19 protein-coding genes are annotated in these 18397 nt (G+C 62.2%); 12 read left to right on the top strand and 7 right to left on the bottom strand.

All coding sequences use genetic code 11. The features are described 5' to 3' along the window. The first annotated feature begins 137 nt into the window (after nt 1-137). Both gltX and lysS read left to right on the top strand, forming a co-directional pair. Nucleotides 138-1592 carry a glutamate--tRNA ligase gene (gltX, locus tag ATY75_RS10730; RefSeq protein ID WP_088937532.1) on the top strand — a complete coding sequence of 485 codons (1455 nt, stop codon included), beginning with the start codon at nt 138-140 and terminating at the stop codon, nt 1590-1592. Between the two features lie 182 nt (nt 1593-1774). After that, entirely contained in the window at nt 1775-3268 is a 1494-nt protein-coding gene (gene lysS, locus ATY75_RS10725; protein ID WP_088937531.1) for a lysine--tRNA ligase, read from the top strand. 64 nt (nt 3269-3332) lie between these two features. On the opposite strand, the gene ATY75_RS10720 is transcribed toward lysS, so the two are convergent. Next, a complete protein-coding gene (locus ATY75_RS10720; protein ID WP_088937530.1) occupies nt 3333-4082 on the bottom strand; it encodes a hypothetical protein in 750 nt (249 codons plus the stop codon). 179 nt (nt 4083-4261) lie between these two features. Between ATY75_RS10720 and ATY75_RS10715 the strand changes: the two genes are divergently transcribed. From ATY75_RS10715 to ATY75_RS10685, 7 genes are all read left to right on the top strand, one after another. Beyond that, the gene (locus ATY75_RS10715; protein WP_064840780.1) at nt 4262-5170 is read left to right on the top strand and encodes a LysR family transcriptional regulator; all 909 of its coding nucleotides are present in this window, start codon (nt 4262-4264) and stop codon (nt 5168-5170) included. A 118-nt stretch (nt 5171-5288) separates the two neighbouring features. Beyond that, nucleotides 5289-6449, top strand: a complete 1161-nt coding sequence (locus tag ATY75_RS10710) for an ABC transporter substrate-binding protein (protein ID WP_088937744.1) — start codon at nt 5289-5291, stop codon at nt 6447-6449. A 219-nt stretch (nt 6450-6668) separates the two neighbouring features. Further along, complete coding sequence (locus ATY75_RS10705) at nt 6669-7655, top strand: ABC transporter ATP-binding protein (protein WP_088937529.1); 987 nt, start codon at nt 6669-6671, stop codon at nt 7653-7655. Next, a complete protein-coding gene (locus tag ATY75_RS10700; protein WP_088937528.1) occupies nt 7652-8614 on the top strand; it encodes an ABC transporter permease in 963 nt (320 codons plus the stop codon). Before ATY75_RS10705 ends, ATY75_RS10700 begins: the two co-directional genes overlap by 4 nt. Further along, the gene (locus tag ATY75_RS10695) at nt 8604-9416 is read left to right on the top strand and encodes an ABC transporter permease (protein WP_088937527.1); all 813 of its coding nucleotides are present in this window, start codon (nt 8604-8606) and stop codon (nt 9414-9416) included. Before ATY75_RS10700 ends, ATY75_RS10695 begins: the two co-directional genes overlap by 11 nt. Nucleotides 9417-9429: 13 nt before the next feature. Then, nucleotides 9430-10857 carry a gamma-aminobutyraldehyde dehydrogenase gene (locus tag ATY75_RS10690; protein ID WP_088937526.1) on the top strand — a complete coding sequence of 476 codons (1428 nt, stop codon included), beginning with the start codon at nt 9430-9432 and terminating at the stop codon, nt 10855-10857. Between the two features lie 175 nt (nt 10858-11032). Next, on the top strand, nt 11033-11206 hold the full coding sequence (locus ATY75_RS10685; protein WP_003566688.1) for a DUF1328 domain-containing protein: 174 nt from the start codon (nt 11033-11035) through the stop codon (nt 11204-11206). 69 nt (nt 11207-11275) lie between these two features. Here ATY75_RS10685 and ATY75_RS10680 read toward each other — a convergent pair whose 3' ends face one another. From ATY75_RS10680 to tal, 3 genes are all read right to left on the bottom strand, one after another. Beyond that, nucleotides 11276-11722: a DoxX family protein gene (locus ATY75_RS10680; RefSeq protein ID WP_088937525.1), complete on the bottom strand. Its 447-nt coding sequence runs from the start codon at nt 11720-11722 to the stop codon at nt 11276-11278. A 90-nt stretch (nt 11723-11812) separates the two neighbouring features. Next, entirely contained in the window at nt 11813-12478 is a 666-nt protein-coding gene (locus ATY75_RS10675; protein WP_088937524.1) for a DUF1345 domain-containing protein, read from the bottom strand. A gap of 92 nt (nt 12479-12570) precedes the next feature. After that, on the bottom strand, nt 12571-13536 hold the full coding sequence (tal, locus tag ATY75_RS10670; RefSeq protein ID WP_088937523.1) for a transaldolase: 966 nt from the start codon (nt 13534-13536) through the stop codon (nt 12571-12573). 422 nt (nt 13537-13958) lie between these two features. Between tal and ATY75_RS10665 the strand changes: the two genes are divergently transcribed. Further along, nucleotides 13959-14984, top strand: coding sequence for a sugar-binding transcriptional regulator (locus ATY75_RS10665; RefSeq protein ID WP_088937522.1), 1026 nt, complete (start codon nt 13959-13961; stop codon nt 14982-14984). 107 nt (nt 14985-15091) lie between these two features. On the opposite strand, the gene ATY75_RS10660 is transcribed toward ATY75_RS10665, so the two are convergent. Both ATY75_RS10660 and ATY75_RS10655 read right to left on the bottom strand, forming a co-directional pair. Continuing rightward, complete coding sequence (locus ATY75_RS10660) at nt 15092-15964, bottom strand: bifunctional helix-turn-helix domain-containing protein/methylated-DNA--[protein]-cysteine S-methyltransferase (RefSeq protein ID WP_088937521.1); 873 nt, start codon at nt 15962-15964, stop codon at nt 15092-15094. Between the two features lie 79 nt (nt 15965-16043). Then, nucleotides 16044-16541 carry a DUF2244 domain-containing protein gene (locus ATY75_RS10655; protein ID WP_088937520.1) on the bottom strand — a complete coding sequence of 166 codons (498 nt, stop codon included), beginning with the start codon at nt 16539-16541 and terminating at the stop codon, nt 16044-16046. 22 nt (nt 16542-16563) lie between these two features. On the opposite strand from ATY75_RS10655, the gene nth reads away from it, so the two are divergent. Next, a complete protein-coding gene (gene nth / locus ATY75_RS10650; protein WP_088937519.1) occupies nt 16564-17346 on the top strand; it encodes an endonuclease III in 783 nt (260 codons plus the stop codon). Here the strand turns inward: nth and ATY75_RS10645 are convergent. After that, a complete protein-coding gene (locus tag ATY75_RS10645) occupies nt 17311-17889 on the bottom strand; it encodes a TetR family transcriptional regulator (protein WP_088937518.1) in 579 nt (192 codons plus the stop codon). The genes nth and ATY75_RS10645 overlap by 36 nt on opposite strands. Nucleotides 17890-17970: 81 nt before the next feature. Here ATY75_RS10645 and ATY75_RS10640 point away from each other — a divergent pair, with 81 nt between their 5' ends. After that, complete coding sequence (locus ATY75_RS10640; RefSeq protein WP_088937517.1) at nt 17971-18396, top strand: VOC family protein; 426 nt, start codon at nt 17971-17973, stop codon at nt 18394-18396. Nucleotide 18397 lies beyond the last annotated feature (1 nt).

Here is an 18397-nt window from a genome sequence, read left to right as displayed (position 1 = left end):
CAGCCGAACGGACGATCGGCGGATAGTGCGGGCGCATGCCCTTTTTCGGCCGGTTTGCCGATGAAGATATCTGCATCCTTCGGCCGAACGTCGCTTTTTCTGGAAAGCCGTCCGGCGTTCATTGACGGGCCATACCAATGACAACTTCCGGCGTCCGCGTCCGCATCGCTCCCTCGCCGACCGGCGAGCCGCATGTCGGCACCGCTTACATCGCTCTCTTCAACTATCTTTTCGCCAAGAAGCATGGCGGCGAGTTCATCCTGCGCATCGAAGATACCGATGCCACGCGCTCGACCCCGGAATTCGAGACCAAGGTATTGGACGCGCTGAAATGGTGCGGGCTGGAATGGAAGGAAGGCCCCGATATCGGCGGCCCTTACGGGCCCTATCGCCAGTCCGACCGCAAGCCGATGTACCAGCCTTACGCCGAGGAGCTGCTGGAGAAGGGGCATGCCTTCCGCTGTTTCTGCACGCCCGCGCGCCTCGAACAGATGCGTGAGGCACAGCGCGCCGCCGGCAAGCCGCCGAAGTATGACGGTCTCTGCCTCAGCCTGACGGCCGAGGAAGTGACCTCGCGCATGGCAGCCGGCGAGACGACCGTCATCCGCATGAAAATCCCGACCGAGGGCTCCTGCGACTTCACCGACGGCGTCTACGGCGATGTCTCCATCCCGTGGGATTCCGTCGACATGCAGGTGCTGATCAAGGCTGACGGCATGCCGACCTATCACATGGCCAACGTCATCGACGACCATCTGATGAAGATCACCCATGTGGCGCGCGGCGAGGAATGGCTGGCTTCGGTGCCGAAGCACATTCTGCTCTATCGCTATTTCGGCTGGGACCAGCCGGTCTTCATGCATCTGTCGCTGATGCGCAATGCCGACAAGTCGAAACTGTCGAAGCGCAAGAACCCGACCTCGATCTCCTATTATTCCGCGCTCGGCTATATCCCCGAAGCGCTGATGAACTTCCTCGGCCTGTTCTTCATTCAGATCGCCGAAGGCGAGGAATTGCTGACGATCGAGGAGCTCTCCGAAAAGTTCGACCCCGAAAACCTCTCCAAGGCCGGCGCGATCTTCGATATCCAGAAGCTCGATTGGCTGAACGGCCGCTGGATCCGCGAGAAACTGTCGGAAGAGGAATTCCAGGCGCGGGTGCTGACCTGGGCCATGGAAAACGACCGCCTGAAGGCGGGCCTGCGCCTGTCGCAGACGCGCATCTCCAAGCTCGGCGAGCTGCCCGACCTCGCCGGCTTCCTGCTAAAGTCCGATCTCGGCCTGCAGCCGTCGGACTTCGCCAAGATCAAGTCGCCGCCGGAAGAGATTCTGGAGATCCTCAACACCGTTCAGCCGGATCTGGAAAAGATCCTGGAATGGAATGTCGAGACGATCGAGGCGGAGCTGCGCGCAATCTCCGACCGCATGGGCAAGAAGCTGAAGGTCGTGGTCTCGCCGCTCTTCGTCGCCGTCTCCGGCTCGTCGCGTTCGCTGCCGCTCTTCGATTCCATGGCGATCCTCGGCCGCTCCGTCGTGCGCCAGCGCCTGAAGCTCGCCGCGCAGGCGGTCGCCGCCCTCGTCGACTCGAAATGAAAGTGGAAGCCCCTCCCCCTTGTGGGGAGGGGTTGGGGAGTGCCTTTTTCCAGAAAACCCCTCCCCTCCGCTTCGCTCCGACCCTCCCCACAAGGGGGAGGGTTAGCGTCGAGCCAGTCGCCACGCTTCGGGTAAAACGAACGTTGGTTTAGAATTCATGCCGCATCGATGAGGCAAAAAACATGAACGACAAGACCGAAAACACCCTTTCCTCCGACGCGACTGAGGTGCGCGCCCAGAAGCTGAAGCTGCTGCGCGAGCAGATCGGCGACGTCTACCCGGCGCATTTCCACCGGACGATGACCAATGCCGAGCTCGGCGCCAAATACGAATCGCTGGAACCGGATGTCGAGACGCAGGATGTCGTCACCGTCGCCGGCCGCGTTTATTCCTCGCGCAACTCCGGCATGTTCATGGACATCCACGACGCCGGCGGCAAGATCCAGATCTTCAGCCATAAGGATACGACGCCGGAAGAGGCCCGCGCTCTGCTGCCGATGATCGACATCGGCGACATCATCGGCATCACCGGCATCGTGCGCCGCACCAAGCGCGGCGAGCTGACGATCAATGCCCAGAAGATCGAGATGCTGACCAAGTCGCTGCTGCCGATGCCCGAGAAGTGGCATGGCCTCTCCGACATCGAGCTGCGCTATCGCAAGCGCCATCTCGACATCCTGACCAATGAGGATTCGAAGCTGCGCTTCCAGCAGCGCTCGAAGATCGTCTCCGGCATCCGCCGCTTCATGGAAAATGACGGCTTCATGGAAGTCGAGACGCCGATGCTGCAATCGATCTATGGCGGTGCCACCGCCGAGCCTTTCAAGACGCATCACAACACGCTGAAGCTCGACATGTATCTGCGCATCGCGCCGGAACTGTTCCTCAAGCGCACGCTAGTCTCGGGCCTCACCGACAAGGTCTTCGAGGTCAACCGGAACTTCCGCAACGAAGGCGTCTCCACCCGGCACAACCCCGAATTCACCATGATGGAGTGCTACTGGGCCTATGCCGATTACGAGGACATGATGGACCTCGTCGAGCGCCTGTTCGAGACCCTGGCGCTCTCCATTCACGGCACCGCCGAATTCGACTTCGGCGACAAGCGCCTGTCCTTCAAGGGGCCGTTCAAGCGCGTGCCGATGCCCGACGCCGTCAAGGAAGCCACCGGCATCGATTTCCTGGCGATCAAGACCGACGAGGAAGCACGCACCGCCGCCAAGGCTGCCGGCTTCGCGGTTGAGAAGGATTGGACCTGGGGCGAGTGCCTTGCCTTCATCTTCGAGGAAAAGGTTGAATCGACGCTGATCCAGCCGTCTCACGTCACGCATTTCCCGAAGGACATCTCACCTTTCGCCAAGGAAGTGCCGGGCGAGCCGCGGCTGGTCGAGCGCTTCGAGACCTATTGCAACGCCTGGGAACTCGGCAACGCCTTCTCGGAGCTTAACGATCCCGAAGAGCAGCGCCGCCGTATGGTCGAGCAGCTCGAACAGGCGCATGCCCGCGGCGAAAAGGAAAAGCAGCTGGACGAGGAATTCCTCGATGCGATCGACCAGGGCATGCCACCCGCAGGCGGCCTCGGCATCGGCGTCGACCGTCTGATCATGCTGCTGACCAACGCGCCGTCCATCCGCGACGTCATCCTCTTCCCGGCCCGCCGCAACAAGGCCGACTGAGGGGAAGAGACGCAGGAAAACGAAAGCGGAGTGCCCGGCGCTCCGCTTTTTTTATGCTGTCTGGTCAATGTGTCTTGGTGGGCGCAGTTTCCGGCGGCTCTTCGGCCGGCGATTCGGCCACGACATCGGCGCCGGCGCTCTCGGCGGCGGGCGCGGGCTCACCTTCAGCCGCCGGCGCTGCGCCATGGGCGCCGCCGGCGGGCTTCTTTTCCTTGCCCTTTGCCGCGTTTGTCGTCGAGCCGACCGCGACCGGGTCGACGCAATCCTCTGGATCCTCGAAACCGGCGCTGATCATGGCGATCTCGTCCACCGGCAGATCGATCCGCTCGCCGAAGAACAGCCCGTTTTCGCTGGCCTTGCCGTCATAGTAGCGCGCCGTGTAGGACTTGTCGTCGAGGCCGGGAACGGTCTTGTCGGGATGCGGGATATAGACGACATCGGCGCCGATCGCCCGGCCGCGAATGTCGGCGCGCAATGTCGGGCCGTTCTCGTCGAGCACCACCACCTGAACCAGATCCGGCTTCTGCGCGGCATAAACGGCCTGGGCGACACGAAGCGCGGTCCTGACGCGCGTCATCCCGTCGGTCGGTTCGGTCTTGATGTATTTGCGCACCCAGATGTGGTTCTGCTTGCGGATCGTCACCAGATTAACATCGCTGCATTCGAGCCCGGAACCGCCACCGGCGGCACCCATCAGCCTGTCCTTGCCGACATAAACGGCCGCGCCGCCGGAAACGCCCGCCAGAAGAGCGACTCCACCGATGATGATTGCCAATTTCCGGGAAGGCCGGAACATGCGCAGTAAGGCCTTCACGCCAACTGCTCCGCCATCTGAAACTCCAACGCAGGACAAGTGCTGATAATGCTAAGGAAATGACGTTTCTGAAAGTTTAAGTGGGCGTGCGAAGCCTGCACCATTTTGAAAAAACACCAAAAAAGGTCCGCATTTTCCGAGCGCTTGCCACGGCCTGTTCCGCCATGCTCTAAACGCTGATGGCCTTCACCCTTCGCCAGGTTCAATATTTTGTCGCCGTCGCCGAACAAGGATCGGTAACGCGCGCTGCACAGAACCTGTCGATCTCGCAATCCTCGGTGACGGAAGCGCTGAAAGAGCTCGAAACCGACCTCGGCGTGGCGCTGTTCGAGCGCCATCCGCGCGGCCTGAGCATCACTCACAATGGCCATCAATTCCTTCGTCACGCGACGAAGATCCTCGCCTCCGTCTCCGATGCGCGCACCAGCTTCTCCGGCCAGCAAAGCGCGCTTTCCGGCACACTCAACATCGGCGTCACCTCGCTCGTCGCCGGCTACGTGCTCTCCGATCTCCTGGCGCGATACCGGCGCGCCTGCCCTGGAATCGAGGTCAGCGCCATCGAGGACAATGGCGGTTATCTCGAGCATCTCCTGGTCGGCGGCGAACTCGACGTCGCTGTCATGGTAATCTCGAACCTGCGCGACCGCATGGCGCTGCAGGCCGAGATCCTCGAAACCTCGCCCTATCGGCTCTGGCTGCCGATGGGCCATCCACTGGTGTCGGCCGACATCATCTCGGTCGCCGACATCGCCCGCGAGCCGCTGATCATGCTGACGGTCGACGAAATCGAGGAGAATACCGGCAAACTGCTCTCGGCGCTCGGCGCCCGCCCGCATGTCGCCTTCCGCACCCGCTCGGTGGAAGCGGTACGCAGCCTGGTGGCGACAGGCGCTGGCGTGGCGCTGCTGCCCGATCTCGTCTACCGCCCGTGGTCGCTGGAAGGCGACCGCATCGAGAGCCGCGACGTTTCCGGCTCACTGCCGGTCGTCCAGGTCGGCATGGTCTGGCGCAAGGGCTCCAGCCTGCCGCAGGCGGCCCGCGATTTCGTCGGCATTGCCGAAAGTCTGCGCTCAGGCCGCATCCGCTGATATCGGAATTTCCGATAACGCCTTTCTGATAAATGAATTTGCGAAAGCGGGCTTTTCGCGTCACCTTTTCATCCGGGAACAAACCGCCACGGAAAGTGGCAAGACCGGGAGACGGATGATGACGCATCTCTTGAAATCCTGCACGGCAGGACTCGCCTGCCTGAGCTTCGCGACACAGGTGATCGCCGCCGAACCGCTGAAGGCGCTCGGCAAGGGCGAAGGAGCGGTCAGCATCGTCGCCTGGGCCGGCTATATCGAACGCGGCGAAACCGACAAGAATTACGACTGGGTCACCGGCTTCGAAAAGGAGACCGGCTGCAAGGTTTCCGTCAAGACCGCCGCCACCTCGGATGAAATGGTCTCGCTGATGAACGAGGGCGGCTTCGATCTCGTCACGGCATCGGGCGACGCCTCGCTTCGCCTCATCGCCGGCAAGCGTGTCCAGCCGATCAACACCGATCTGATCCCGAGCTTCAAGACGGTCGACGAGCGGCTGCAGAAAGGCCCGTGGTATACGGTCGGCGACGTGCATTATGGCGTGCCCTACCTCTGGGGGCCGAATGTACTGATGTACAACACCGACGCCTTCAAGGACAAGGCGCCGACCAGCTGGAACGTCGTCTTTGAGGAGCAGACCCTGCCCGACGGCAAGTCGAACAAGGGCCGCGTCCAGGCCTATGACGGTGCGATCTATATTGCCGACGCCGCCCTCTATCTGATGGCCCACAAGCCGGATCTCGGCATCAAGGACCCCTATGAACTGACCGAAGATCAGTACAAGGCCGCCCTCGACCTGCTGCGCGGCCAGCGCAAGCTGGTCTCGCGCTATTGGCACGACGCGATGATCCAGATCGACGACTTCAAGAACGAGGGCGTTGTCGCCTCCGGCTCCTGGCCGTTCCAGGTCAATCTGCTGCAGGCCGACAAGCAGAAGATCGCCTCCACCTTCCCTGAGGAGGGCGTAACCGGCTGGGCCGACACTACCATGCTGCACGCCGACAGCGAACATCCGAACTGCGCCTATATGTGGATGGAACATTCGCTACAGCCCAAGGTCCAGGGCGACGCCGCCGCCTGGTTCGGCGCCGTGCCCTCCGTTCCCGCCGCCTGCAAGGGCAACGAACTCATGGGTGATGCCGGCTGCGCCACCAACGGCTTCGATCACTTCGATAAGATCAAGTTCTGGAAGACCCCGGTCGCCAAATGCACAACGCAGAGCGAATGCGTGCCGTACCATCGCTGGGTGTCGGACTATATCGGCGTGATCGGCGGGCGGTAATTGCAAGTCGGCTTGTGTGGTTGAAGACCCCGCCCCAACCCCTCCCCACAAGGGGGAGGGGCTATAAATGGCACCGTCTCACTCCCTCTCCGAACGCCGAATTCTTCGCGAGGGTGCGGCAGGTTAAGCCCCTCCCCTTGTGGGGAGGGGTCTGGGGCGGGGTCTCTTTTAAGCCCGGACCGAAGCCCTCTGTGAACATGCAAGACCCGGAGTCCCCCAATGACATCAGCCGTCCGTTTCCAGCAGGTATCGCGCCATTTCGGCCAGGTTCGCGCCGTCGATGGCGTCGATCTCGAGATCGCGCCGGGCGAATTCTTCGCCATGCTCGGTCCATCCGGCTCCGGCAAGACGACATGTCTGAGATTGATCGCCGGCTTCGAGCAGCCGAGTGCCGGCCATATCCAGATCTTCGGCGAGACGGCCGACGGCATCCCGCCCTATCGCCGCAACGTCAACACCGTGTTCCAGGACTACGCGCTCTTCCCACATCTCAACATCCTCGACAATGTCGCCTACGGGCTGATGGTCAAGGGCGTCGGCAAGGCGGAACGGATGAAGGCGGCCGGCGAGGCGCTCGACCTTGTCAAGCTGCCGGGCTACGGCGCCCGCCGCCCCGGTCAGCTGTCCGGCGGCCAGCGGCAGCGTGTGGCGCTCGCCCGCGCCCTCGTCAACAAACCGAAAGTGTTGCTGCTCGACGAGCCGCTCGGCGCGCTGGACCTGAAGCTGCGCGAGCAGATGCAGGAGGAATTGAAGAGCCTGCAACGCGCGCTCGGCATCACCTTCGTCTTCGTCACGCATGATCAGGGCGAGGCGCTGTCCATGGCCGATCGTGTCGCCGTCTTCAACAATGGCAACATCGTCCAGGAAGGCACGCCGCAAGATATTTACCGCCGCCCGAAGACCCGTTTCGTCGCCGATTTCGTCGGCTCGTCGAATGTGATCGCGCCGGATCTGATGGCCTCGCTCGGCGGCGAGAAACGCTGGGCGAGCCTGCGCCCCGAGGCGATCCGCCTGGTAAGCGACGGCGTCGAGGCAACGATCGAAAATGCAAGCTTCCTCGGCGCCGCCACCCGTCTCAGCGTCGATCTCAAGGGCAGCCGGCTGCATGTCATGCTGCCGGCCGGCGCGCCGGTGCCTGACCTCGGCGCCGGCATCCGCCTCGCCTGGCAGCCGGCCGATATCCACTACATGGACGATGCGGCATGACGACGCTCACCCTGTCCAGCGGCAAGACATCGATCCGTCCGGGGCGCGGCGGGTTCTTCGGCCGGCTGTCGGATACGTTCTGGCGGCACCCGAAGCTCTTGCTCTTCCTGATGCTGACGCCGCCGCTGCTCTGGCTCGGCATCATCTATATCGGCTCGCTGATCGCCCTGCTGCTGCAGAGTTTCTTCTCGATCGACGATTTTTCCGGGCTGGTGAATTACGAATTCACCCTTGCGACCTACGCCCAGCTGCTGAGCCCGACGAATTTCGACATCATCATCCGCACCGTCGTCATGGCCGCGCTGGTCACGGTGGCTTCCGCGCTGATTGCCTTTCCGATCGCCTATTACGCGGCGCGCTATGCACAGGGCAAATGGAAGGCGCTCTTCTACCTCGGCGTCATGCTGCCGCTCTGGTCGAGCTACCTCGTCAAGATCTACGCCTGGAAGCTGATCCTCGCCAAGGAAGGCATCCTGACCTGGATTTTCGAGAAGCTCCATCTCGCCTGGCTGCTCGACGGAATCCTCAATCTGCCCGTCGTCGGCGGCAATTCGCTGTCCGTCAGCTATCTCGGCACCTTCATCGTCTTCGTCTATATCTGGCTGCCCTACATGATCCTGCCGACCCAGGCGGCCCTCGAGCGGGTGCCCGGCAACCTCATCGAGGCCTCGGCCGATCTCGGCGCCACGCCGCGCCAGACCTTCCGCACCGTGCTTCTGCCTCTGGCGCTGCCCGGCATCGTTGCCGGTTCGATCTTCACCTTCTCGCTGACATTGGGCGATTACATCATCCCGCAGATCATCGGCTCGTCGAGGCTCTTCATCGGCCAGGCCGTCTACGCCCAGCAGGGAACCGCCGGCAACGTGCCGCTGGCCGCCGCCTTCTCCGTCGTGCCGATCGTCATCATGGCGCTTTATCTGTCGCTCGCCAAAAAACTGGGGGCCTTCGATGCGCTCTGACCTCAAGAGATCGCAGCTGCCGTTGAAGATCGCCGCCGCCGGTGGGCTGCTCTTCCTGCACCTGCCGATCCTGCTGATCTTCGTCTATGCCTTCACCACCGAGGAAAAGAGCTATCAATGGCCGCCGCCCGGCCTGACGCTGCAATGGTTCGCCGTCGCCTGGGACCGGCCGGATGTCTGGTCGGCGCTTGGCCTGTCCGTGCAGGTGGCCGTCATTGCCACGGCGATCGCGCTCATTCTCGGCACGCTCTGCGCGGCGGCCGTCAGCCAGACGAAATTCTTCGGCCGCGAGGCGATCTCGCTGCTGGTCATCCTGCCGATTGCCCTTCCCGGCATCATCACCGGCATTGCGCTGCGCTCTGCCTTCAGCCTGTTCGACGTCCCGTTTTCGGTCTGGACCATCGTGCTCGGCCACGCCACCTTCTGCGTCGTCGTCGTCTACAACAATGCGGTCGCGCGCTTCCGCCGCACCTCCGGTTCGCTGATCGAGGCGTCGATGGATCTCGGCGCCGACGGCTTCCAGACCTTCCGTCATGTCATCCTGCCGAATATCGGCACCGCCCTTCTCGCCGGCGGCATGCTGGCTTTCGCGCTGTCCTTCGACGAGGTCATCGTCACCACCTTCACCGGCGGCCAGCAATCGACCTTGCCGATCTGGATGCTCGAAGAACTCATCCGCCCGCGCCAGCGCCCGGTCACCAATGTGGTTGCCATGGTCGTGGTGCTCGTCACCTTCCTGCCGATTCTGGCAGCCTATTACCTCACCCGCGACGGCGACCAGATCGCCGGCGGCGGCAAATAACAGGGAGAACATCATGGATACCCAGATGCTGATCGGTTCGCGCTTCGAAAAGGGCACGGAGACGGAAGAGCACATCCTGAACCCGAAGACCGGCGAGACGGTGATCGACCTTCCCGAAGCCTCGCTGTCCCAGATCGACGCCGCCGTCGATGCCGCCGAAAAAGCCTTCGCAGGCTGGTCGCAGACGACGCCGGGCGAACGCTCCGGTTACCTGCTGAAGATCGCCGATGCCATCGAGAAGGATGCCGCAAGCTTCGCCACGCTCGAGGCTTTGAATTGCGGCAAGCCGATCAATGCCGTGCTGAACGACGAAATCCCGGCGATCGTCGATTGTTATCGCTTCTTCGCCGGCGCCGTGCGCAACCTGCACGCACCGGCCGCCGGCGAATATCTGCCCGGCCACACCTCGATGATCCGCCGCGATCCGATCGGCGTAGTCGGCTCGATCGCGCCGTGGAACTATCCGCTGATGATGATGGCCTGGAAGCTGGCGCCGGCAATCGCCGGCGGCAATACCGTCGTCTTCAAGCCGTCGGAGCAGACGCCGCTGACGGCGCTGAAGATGGCGAAGCTGCTTTCCGACATCCTGCCTGAAGGCGTCGTCAACGTCATCCTCGGCCGCGGCGAAAGCGTCGGCAACGCGCTCATCAATCATGCCAAGATCGGCATGATCTCGATCACCGGCGATGTTGCCACCGGCAAGAAGGTGCTGCAGGCCGCCGCCAAGACGGTCAAGCGCACCCATCTGGAACTCGGCGGCAAGGCCCCGGTCATCGTCTTCGACGATGCCGATGTCGACGCCGTCGTCTCGGGCATCCGCACCTTCGGCTATTACAATGCCGGCCAGGACTGCACCGCCGCCTGCCGGATCTACGCCGACGCCAGGGTCTACGACAATTTTGTCGCCGATCTCTCCTCGGCCGTCGCAAGCATCCGCTTCAACCAGGCCGACGACACCGAAAACGAAATTGGCCCGTTGATCTCCAGGCGCCAGCGCGACCGCGTCGAAAGCTTCGTCGCCCGCGCCTCGGAACACAAGCACATGGAGGTCACCACCGGCGGCAAGGTCTCCGGCGACAAGGGTTTCTTCTTCACGCCGACCGTCATAGCAGGCGCGCTGCAGGACGACGAGATCGTCCGCCGCGAGGTCTTCGGACCGGTCGTCTCGGTCACTCGCTTCTCCGATGCCGACGATGCCGTTGCCTGGGCAAACGACAGCGATTACGGCCTGGCCTCCTCCGTCTGGACCAAGGATATCGGCCGCGGCATGAAGACCGCCGCGCGGCTGCAATATGGCTGCACCTGGATCAACACGCATTTCATGCTGGCCAACGAGATGCCGCATGGCGGCCTCAAACAGTCCGGCTACGGCAAGGACATGTCGGCCTATGCGCTCGAGGATTACACCGCGGTGCGCCACGTGATGATCAATCACGGCTGAGCGGCGAGAAAGAATGATCCGGGGAGGCGCCGTCGGGGAGACCAAGGGGAAATGCCCACAGCCGCTCCGGATCATTGGCCTCGTTGGCAGAGCCCGTAATGCCGTCTCATCCGAAGCGATCCGGAACAATTTCCCGGTTGCTGCGTCTTCTCAGGCAAAAGCAAAGGATGATGTCATGCTGAAATGGGCTCTGATATTTTTCGTCATTTCGATCGTCGCCGGCTTCTTCGGTTTTTCCGGCGTCTCCGCGGCCACCGCGACCATTGCCCGGGTTCTCTTCGGCATCGCGCTGGTGATCTTCCTGATCTTCCTCGTCCTTGCGCTGATGGCCGGACAGGCGATCCTATGAGCAGGTGCTTCTAACAGAAGGTGAGATCGGCGGAAGCGCTAGCCGCAATCGGCCGGATATCCTGGCTTTTCAGGAGAGCACCGCCCGCAGCCAGGGATGCAGTCTGTTTGTTCGCTTTTGAAGCAGATTGTCGATCGATATCGATCCGGCGCCGGACGCCGCCAGCACGAACATGCCCCCGGCAATCGCCAGGTCTTTCTCGAAATGCAGGAGTTCGTTCTGGCTCGCGAAATTCGTGTGAAAGAGCAAGGCGGTCGCCAGGCAGAAGAGTGCCAATGCGAATGCACCCAGCCGGCTGAGGAAACCCGTCGCGAGTGAAAGGCCGGCGCCGATCTGAAGGGCAATGGTGGCAAAGGCAACCGGCGCCGAAAGCCCCAGTTCTGCGAAAGTGTCGATGGTCGCGGTGATATTCGTCGCCAGCGACCAGCCTTCATGCAGGAAGATCAGCGACAGCAGAAGCCTGCCCAGGAGAAGAATGACATCGGCCGGCCCGGGCCGGCTTGAGGCGCTTTCCATCGTACCCTCCTGCGTTCAACTATCGTCCCTGCCGCTTTTCGATTGTGATGGCTCTCTGGCCCTGACCCCGCGGCGCTGCGATAGCGCGCATTATAGCAGGCTCGCCCCGACATTGATCGCCAGCGCCAGGATCGTCGTATTGAACAGGAACGACAGCACGGCATGCAGCAGCGTCAGCTTGCGCATGCTGGTCGAACTGACCGCAATATCCGCCGTCTGCGCGGCAACGCCGATGGTGAAGGAGAAATAGAGAAAATCCCAGTAGCCGGGCTCTTCGATCCCGTCAGGAAACTTGAGGCCGCCCTCGTCCGCACCGCCATAAAAATAATGGGCATAGTGGATGGTGAAGAGCGTGTGCAGAAAGATCCAGGAGATCAGGATCGTCAGCACCGCGGCCCCTGCGCGCGCCAGCGCGACGTCAGATGTTGCTTCCTTGATCGAATGAAGCTCGATGCCGATACCGGCGATGCTGGCAAGTGCTGCACCGATCGAAAGCGCCAAAAGGACGGTGTCGGAGAAATCGAGATCCGCGGAGCGTTTCCGGATGCCTTCAACCGTCGCCCGCAGCATCTTGCGCCAGCTGAGCGCGACAAAAACGCCGGCGCTGACATTCCAGCCGAACAAGATGTTGCCGGCGCTAACGTCGCGCGAGGTCAAAGCCAAGAAGACCACCAGTCCGGCTAGGATGGCGACGATGAAGCTCGCATGCTTATAGGCGAATGCCGCAAGCGACTTTGCCCGTTCCTCATCCGCCATACCAGTCTCCGACAGCATATGTCCTTGATAACAGCACGAAAAAGGCGCGCCTGCCAGCGGCAGCCGCGCCCTCGATCGCATGCCGTGCTCTATCAGGCGGCGGCGAGCTGCAGTTCCTTCTGCACCATGGTGCGCAATGTTCCGAGATCCTTGGCGAAAGCGCGAATGCCTTCGGCGAGTTTTTCCGTCGCCATCGCGTCTTCGTTCATCAGCCAGCGGAAGGTCTTCTCGTCGACAGAGACCTTTGGATCCGGCTTGCGGCTCTCCGGCGAGAGCTTGCGCTCCAGCTTGCCTTCATCCTTGGCGAGCTCGTCGAGCAGGTTCGGGCTGATGGTCAGACGGTCGCAGCCGGCAAGGGCTTCGATTTCGCCGGCACTGCGGAAGGAGGCGCCCATGACGATCGTCTTGATATCGTTCGCCTTGTAGTAGTTGTAGATTTCACGGACGGAGATGACGCCCGGATCTTCCTCGGCCGTGTAGTCCTTACCGGTTGATTTCTTGTACCAGTCGAGAATGCGGCCGACGAAGGGCGAGATCAGGAACACTTTCGCGTCGGCGCAGGCAATCGCCTGCGCCTTGCTGAAGAGAAGCGTCAGGTTGCAGTCGATGCCTTCCTTCTGCAGCACTTCGGCGGCGCGGATGCCTTCCCAAGTGGAAGCGAGCTTGATGAGGATGCGGTCCTGATCGATGCCGCGGTCCTTGTAGGCGGCGATGATCGACCGCGCCTTGGCAAGCGAAGCCTCGGTGTCGAAGGACAGATCGGCGTCGACCTCGGTCGAGACACGGCCAGGCACGAGCTTCACCAGCGCGGCGCCGACCGAGATGGCGAGTCGATCGGCGACGGCCGAAGACACGGCTTCGGAATTGCCGCCCTGCTTCTTGCCCCAGGCGACGGCTTCCTTGATGGCGTCGGCAAACATCGGCGTGCCCAGCGCCTTCAGCACGATGCTCGGGTTCGTCGTGCAATCCACGGGCTTCAGGCGGGCGACGGCCTCGATGTCGCCGGTATCGGCGACGACGGTGGTAATCTCGCGGAGTTGGTCAAGCTTGGATGTCATGGTCAATAATCCTTGTTGAACTTGGGCTGCGACCGGCGCGAGTTCCGCCCGGCAAAGGTGATCTACCGACAGGCTGTCTGCATGCTGCAGGCGAAAAGGCGCGCATCCGTCACGGATGATTCATAAACGTGAAGGACAGTGGCCGTGTTCCCGCGGGCAAACCGCACGCTGAACGCCGGCGATGCCGCCTGCGGCTGGAAGGCCGGTCGTGACTTTCGGCATGCCCGCACTATGTCCTCCTCGGACGGACAGAACGATTTCGTGTCGCCAGGACTATCACCGTTCGCCTGCGGAAAAGTCAAGGACATTTGTGCATTTCAATTGACATAAGTGTCACACCCGTCATTATCCCCCCAACAAACGCGCCGTGGCAGCCGTTCATCCCCAGAGGGATTTAGGGCAAAAATTCGGCTGGAGGAGATGTGGTCAAGCTCAAACGCGGCACACACACGGCCTATTCCGAAGCGTCTTCGCTGCGGCTGAGGGCGGCATGGCTCTACTATAATGAAGGCCTGACCCAGAAGGACGTCGCCGAACAGCTCGGCATCAGCCGCACCACCGTCATTCGCCTGCTCGACGAGGCGATGAAGCGCAGCGAAGTCCAGATCTGGATCAACGATTCGATCGGCGACTGCGTCGAACTTTCGGTGAGACTAGAGCGCGCCTATGGCCTCGACGAAGCGATTGTCGTTCCGGCACCGGTCAATGGCGACGTCGACGCGCTGGCCAGGAATGTCGGCCTGGCGCTCGGTCAGTTCCTCTCCGAAGCCATCCCCGACGACTATACCATCGGCGTCGGCTGGGGCCGCACGATGACCGCCTCGCTGTCGAGCTTCCGGCCGCCGCGCCGCGCCAATTGCAAGGTCGTCTCGCTGCTCGGCGGCATCGTCGCCGTCCATCAGACGAACCCGATCGATTACACATGGCGGCTGGCCAATCAGCTCGGCGCCGAATGTTATATGTTCCTGGCGCCGCTCCTCGTCGATTCCATCGAGACCAAGCGCAATCTGATCGAGAAATGCGGGCTCGACACGATCTACCGTCTCGCCGAGAGCCTCGATCTGGCGATCGTCAGCTGCGGCGATATCGGCCCGCATTCGACTTCGCTGTCGGAGGGCTGGATCTCGAAGGCCGAGCTGCAGCAATTGATCGATGCCGGCTGCGTCTGCGACACGATGTTCAACTTCCTCGACGAGGACGGCAATTCGGTCGACCATTCGATCAATCGGCGCGTCATGTCCGTCGATCTCGACACGCTGAAGGAGGCTAAACATATCGTGCTCTCTTCCGGCGGCGCCCATCGCGCCGTCGCCATCCGCGCGACGATCAAGCGCATCGGCTGCAACACGCTGATCACGGATGAGGGCGCCGCACGGGCGTTGCTGGAACTGGCAGAGACATCGCCGCATCCCCCTTCTCCCCAGCGGGGACAAGCGCCGGAGCGATAGCGAGGCGATGAGGGGCGAGCGACCCTGGCGCGAACGGTCGGAGCGACACGCGATGAACGCCTTGCTGCCCAGCCCCCATCCTTCGGACCCTGCTGGGGAATCCCCTATCAGGCGTGCGCCGATTCCCAGCCAAGCATCGCGCGCTTGCGGGTGAGCCCCCAATGATAACCGGTCAGCGCGCCGTTCTTGCCGACTGCCCGGTGGCATGGCACCACGAAGGAGATCGGGTTGGCCCCGACCGCCGCCCCCACGGCGCGCTGCGCCGTCGGCCGGCCGATATCCTTGGCGATATCGGAATAGGTGACCGCCTTGCCGAACGGGATTTTCATCAGGCTTTGCCAGACGCTGACCTGGAAATCCGTGCCGATCAGCACGACCCGCAGCGGCTGTTCCGAGGACCATTTGCCGGGCTCGAAGATGCGGGCGGCATAGGGAACCGTCGCCTGCAGGTCCTCGACATATTGGGCATTCGGCCAACGGCAGGTCATATCCTCGAGGCAGGCTTTCTCGTCGCCGGAATCGCTGAAGGCAAGGCCGGCAAGGCCGCGATCGGTCACCATGATCAGCGCGATGCCGAAGGGGCAGATGTGGAAGCCGTAGCGGATGGTGAGACCGCCGCCCTTCGCCTTCCATTCGCCAGGCGACATCGCCTCATGGGTAACGAAGAGATCGTGCAGCCGGCTCGGCCCGGAGAGGCCGACCTCGATCGAGGTCTCCAGCAGCGGCATGTCTTCCTTGCGCAGCAGCCGCTTGGCATGGTCGAGCGTCACCGCCTGCAGGAAGCCCTTGGGCGACAGGCCGGCCCAGCGGGTGAAGGTCTTCTGTAGCTGTGTCGGCGACTGGTTGAGCCGCGCCGCGATCGCCTCCAGCGAAGGCTGGTCGCGATAATCCTCGGTAATGAGTTCGATCACCCGGCGGACAATGTCGTAATCAGGGCCGTCAGGCGTGATGTCTGTTTGCAGGTTCGCAATCATATTCATCGTCTTTCTCCTTGTCACAAGGAGATAATCAATAGGGTCTTCGCAAACCACCCGTTTCTTGCGCACCCGGCGGATAGGCTCAGATACGCTGTTTAACCGTGGCGAGCGCCCCCTTGAAGGCCTTGGCGAAACTTTCGCGATCGTCGGGATTGAGGAAGGAACCGATATCGGTGCGCCGGCCCTCTCCGAAGATCTGCATGGAAAGGATGCCGATCTCCTGGTGTCGGCGAACGCGAAAGCGCGCCCAGAACGGGTTGAAGTGATGCTCGACCATCCTTCCCGATGGCGTGAACTTGCGCACCGAAACGTCGGTGCGCGACACCGTCACCTCCTCGCGCACCCTGCCGGAGCGGTAGCTCAGCCAGAAGGCGCCGTAGAGCAGGGCGAAGTCCAGCCCGAAGAAGAAGCCGATCGGCCAGGCGCCGGTGGCGACGAAGAACATGCCGTAGAGGAAGCAGACGGCACCGGACAGGATAAGCAGCACCCTGAAGCCCCGGCGGCCGAGTGACCGATGGGGGAAGAGCTCGGCGGCGAAAACAGGCTGCTCGCTGGAGCTGTCGGCGTTGCTTTCCATCATAGCTGGTGAGTATAGATTCCCCATGGCGAATCCGAAACTTAAATCCGCAACCAAATCATCGCAAAACTCGAATGTGATCGCCCGTCGCAAGCCGGCGGCGGCGGTGAAGACCGCTTATTCGCTGGCCGAGCGCGAGGAGATCTTCCGCCGCTTTTCGGTGCAGCGGCCGGAACCGAGGGGCGAGCTCGAGCACAGCAATCCCTTTACCCTCGTCGTCGCCGTCGCCCTGTCGGCGCAGGCGACCGATGTCGGCGTCAACAAGGCGACGCGCGCGCTCTTCAAAGTGGCAGATACGCCGGAAAAGATGCTCGATCTCGGCGAGGAGCGGCTGCGCGATTACATCAAGACGATCGGCCTCTATCGCAACAAGGCGAAAAACGTCATCGCACTCTCGCAGATGCTGGTCGACGATTTCGCCGGCAAGGTGCCGGAGACGCGCGAGGAACTGGTGAAATTGCCGGGCGTCGGCCGCAAGACCGCCAATGTCGTACTCTCAATGGCCTTCGGCCAGGCGACGATGGCTGTCGATACGCACATCTTCCGCATCGCCAATCGCATCCGGCTTGCCCCCGGCAAGACGCCTGACGAGGTCGAGGCGCGGCTGATGAAGGTGATTCCGCAACATTATCTCTATCACGCCCATCACTGGCTGATCCTGCACGGGCGCTATACCTGCAAGGCGCGCCGCCCCGAATGCGAGCGCTGTGTTATCGCCGATCTCTGCAAGTCGCCGGAGAAAAGTTGGGATGTGCCGGCCCCACTCGTCGAGCTACCGCCGCAGGTGATCGGTGAGGCCGTCGAGTAAGGCTGCAATCGCCTGCTCGTAATCCCGCCTCTTCCCGCCCGCTTCGATCGCGATCGCCGCACGGTCGAAGGCGGCCGACAGCAGCAATGTCAGCGGCTCGAGCAGGCTTCCTGCCGCGGGCATCAGCGCTGCAAGTCCTCTACGCAAACTCGCCTCCGCATTCTCGGCATCCAGTGCTGCAGTCGCCGGCAAGCCGAGCACGGCGGGCGCTTCCATCAGCAGCAGCCGCGTTCGCCCGGGCTGCGCCATTGCGGTGAAATAGGCCGAAGCGCCGGCAATCAGCGCGTCGCGCGGCCCATCCTCCGACGCTGAAGACGCCTCGATTGTCTTGGCTACCTCTTGCATCTCGCCCGTGATCACCGCGCGGAAGAGCGCCCTCTTGTCCTCGAAATGATGGTAAAGCGCCCCACGCGTCACCCCTGCGGCGGTGACGATCTCCGGCGTCGCCGTGTCGGCATAACCCTTCTCGACAAAGAGACGCCGGCCGGCATCGATCAGCGCCTGCCTCGTCTGTTCCGTTCTCTCGCGATTACTCCGGCTCATGGGTCTATTTACATACAAACTGCATGTATGTTAATAGCTAAAAACATACAACCTGTATGTAAAATAGAAAGGGAGCGGGACATGAAATCAACCAGCTATTATCCGGTGATCATGACGGACGATGTTTCGGGCACCGCCGCCTTTTACAGCAGCCACTTCGGCTTTCGGGCACTGTTCGAAAGCGATTGGTACGTTCATCTGCAATCGGCCGAGGCAGAGCACATAGCGCTCGCCATCCTAGACGGCAGCCACGAGACTATCCCGGCCGTGGCCCGCGGCAGGATCTCCGGCCTGCTGCTCAATTTCGAGGTCGAGGATGTCGACCGGGTCTACGAAACCTGCCGGAGCGCCGGCCTGCCAATTCTGCGAGAGCTCCGCGATGAGGATTTCGGCCAGCGGCATTTCATCACCGCCGATCCGAACGGGGTGCTGATCGATATCATTACGCCGATTCCGCCGAGCGCCGAATTCGCAGCGATGTACGCCGCCGCCGCCCTGCCCGGCTGAA

It is taken from the genome of Rhizobium sp. N122, from assembly GCF_002211295.1.
Lineage (GTDB): Bacteria > Pseudomonadota > Alphaproteobacteria > Rhizobiales > Rhizobiaceae > Rhizobium.
The sequence above is the reverse complement of the archived record's forward strand: the minus strand, read 5'-3'. Positions and strand labels throughout refer to the sequence as shown.

Coding starts and splice junctions, on each gene's coding strand:
- gltX (WP_088937532.1), top strand. CDS start 138: ATGACAACTTCCGGCGTCCGCGTCCGCATCGCTCCCTCGCCGACCGGC.
- lysS (WP_088937531.1), top strand. CDS start 1,775: ATGAACGACAAGACCGAAAACACCCTTTCCTCCGACGCGACTGAGGTG.
- ATY75_RS10715 (WP_064840780.1), top strand. CDS start 4,262: ATGGCCTTCACCCTTCGCCAGGTTCAATATTTTGTCGCCGTCGCCGAA.
- ATY75_RS10710 (WP_088937744.1), top strand. CDS start 5,289: ATGACGCATCTCTTGAAATCCTGCACGGCAGGACTCGCCTGCCTGAGC.
- ATY75_RS10705 (WP_088937529.1), top strand. CDS start 6,669: ATGACATCAGCCGTCCGTTTCCAGCAGGTATCGCGCCATTTCGGCCAG.
- ATY75_RS10700 (WP_088937528.1), top strand. CDS start 7,652: ATGACGACGCTCACCCTGTCCAGCGGCAAGACATCGATCCGTCCGGGG.
- ATY75_RS10695 (WP_088937527.1), top strand. CDS start 8,604: ATGCGCTCTGACCTCAAGAGATCGCAGCTGCCGTTGAAGATCGCCGCC.
- ATY75_RS10690 (WP_088937526.1), top strand. CDS start 9,430: ATGGATACCCAGATGCTGATCGGTTCGCGCTTCGAAAAGGGCACGGAG.
- ATY75_RS10685 (WP_003566688.1), top strand. CDS start 11,033: ATGCTGAAATGGGCTCTGATATTTTTCGTCATTTCGATCGTCGCCGGC.
- ATY75_RS10680 (WP_088937525.1), bottom strand. CDS start 11,722: ATGGAAAGCGCCTCAAGCCGGCCCGGGCCGGCCGATGTCATTCTTCTC.
- ATY75_RS10675 (WP_088937524.1), bottom strand. CDS start 12,478: ATGGCGGATGAGGAACGGGCAAAGTCGCTTGCGGCATTCGCCTATAAG.
- tal (WP_088937523.1), bottom strand. CDS start 13,536: ATGACATCCAAGCTTGACCAACTCCGCGAGATTACCACCGTCGTCGCC.
- ATY75_RS10660 (WP_088937521.1), bottom strand. CDS start 15,964: ATGAATATGATTGCGAACCTGCAAACAGACATCACGCCTGACGGCCCT.
- ATY75_RS10655 (WP_088937520.1), bottom strand. CDS start 16,541: ATGATGGAAAGCAACGCCGACAGCTCCAGCGAGCAGCCTGTTTTCGCC.
- nth (WP_088937519.1), top strand. CDS start 16,564: ATGGCGAATCCGAAACTTAAATCCGCAACCAAATCATCGCAAAACTCG.
- ATY75_RS10645 (WP_088937518.1), bottom strand. CDS start 17,889: ATGAGCCGGAGTAATCGCGAGAGAACGGAACAGACGAGGCAGGCGCTG.
- ATY75_RS10640 (WP_088937517.1), top strand. CDS start 17,971: ATGAAATCAACCAGCTATTATCCGGTGATCATGACGGACGATGTTTCG.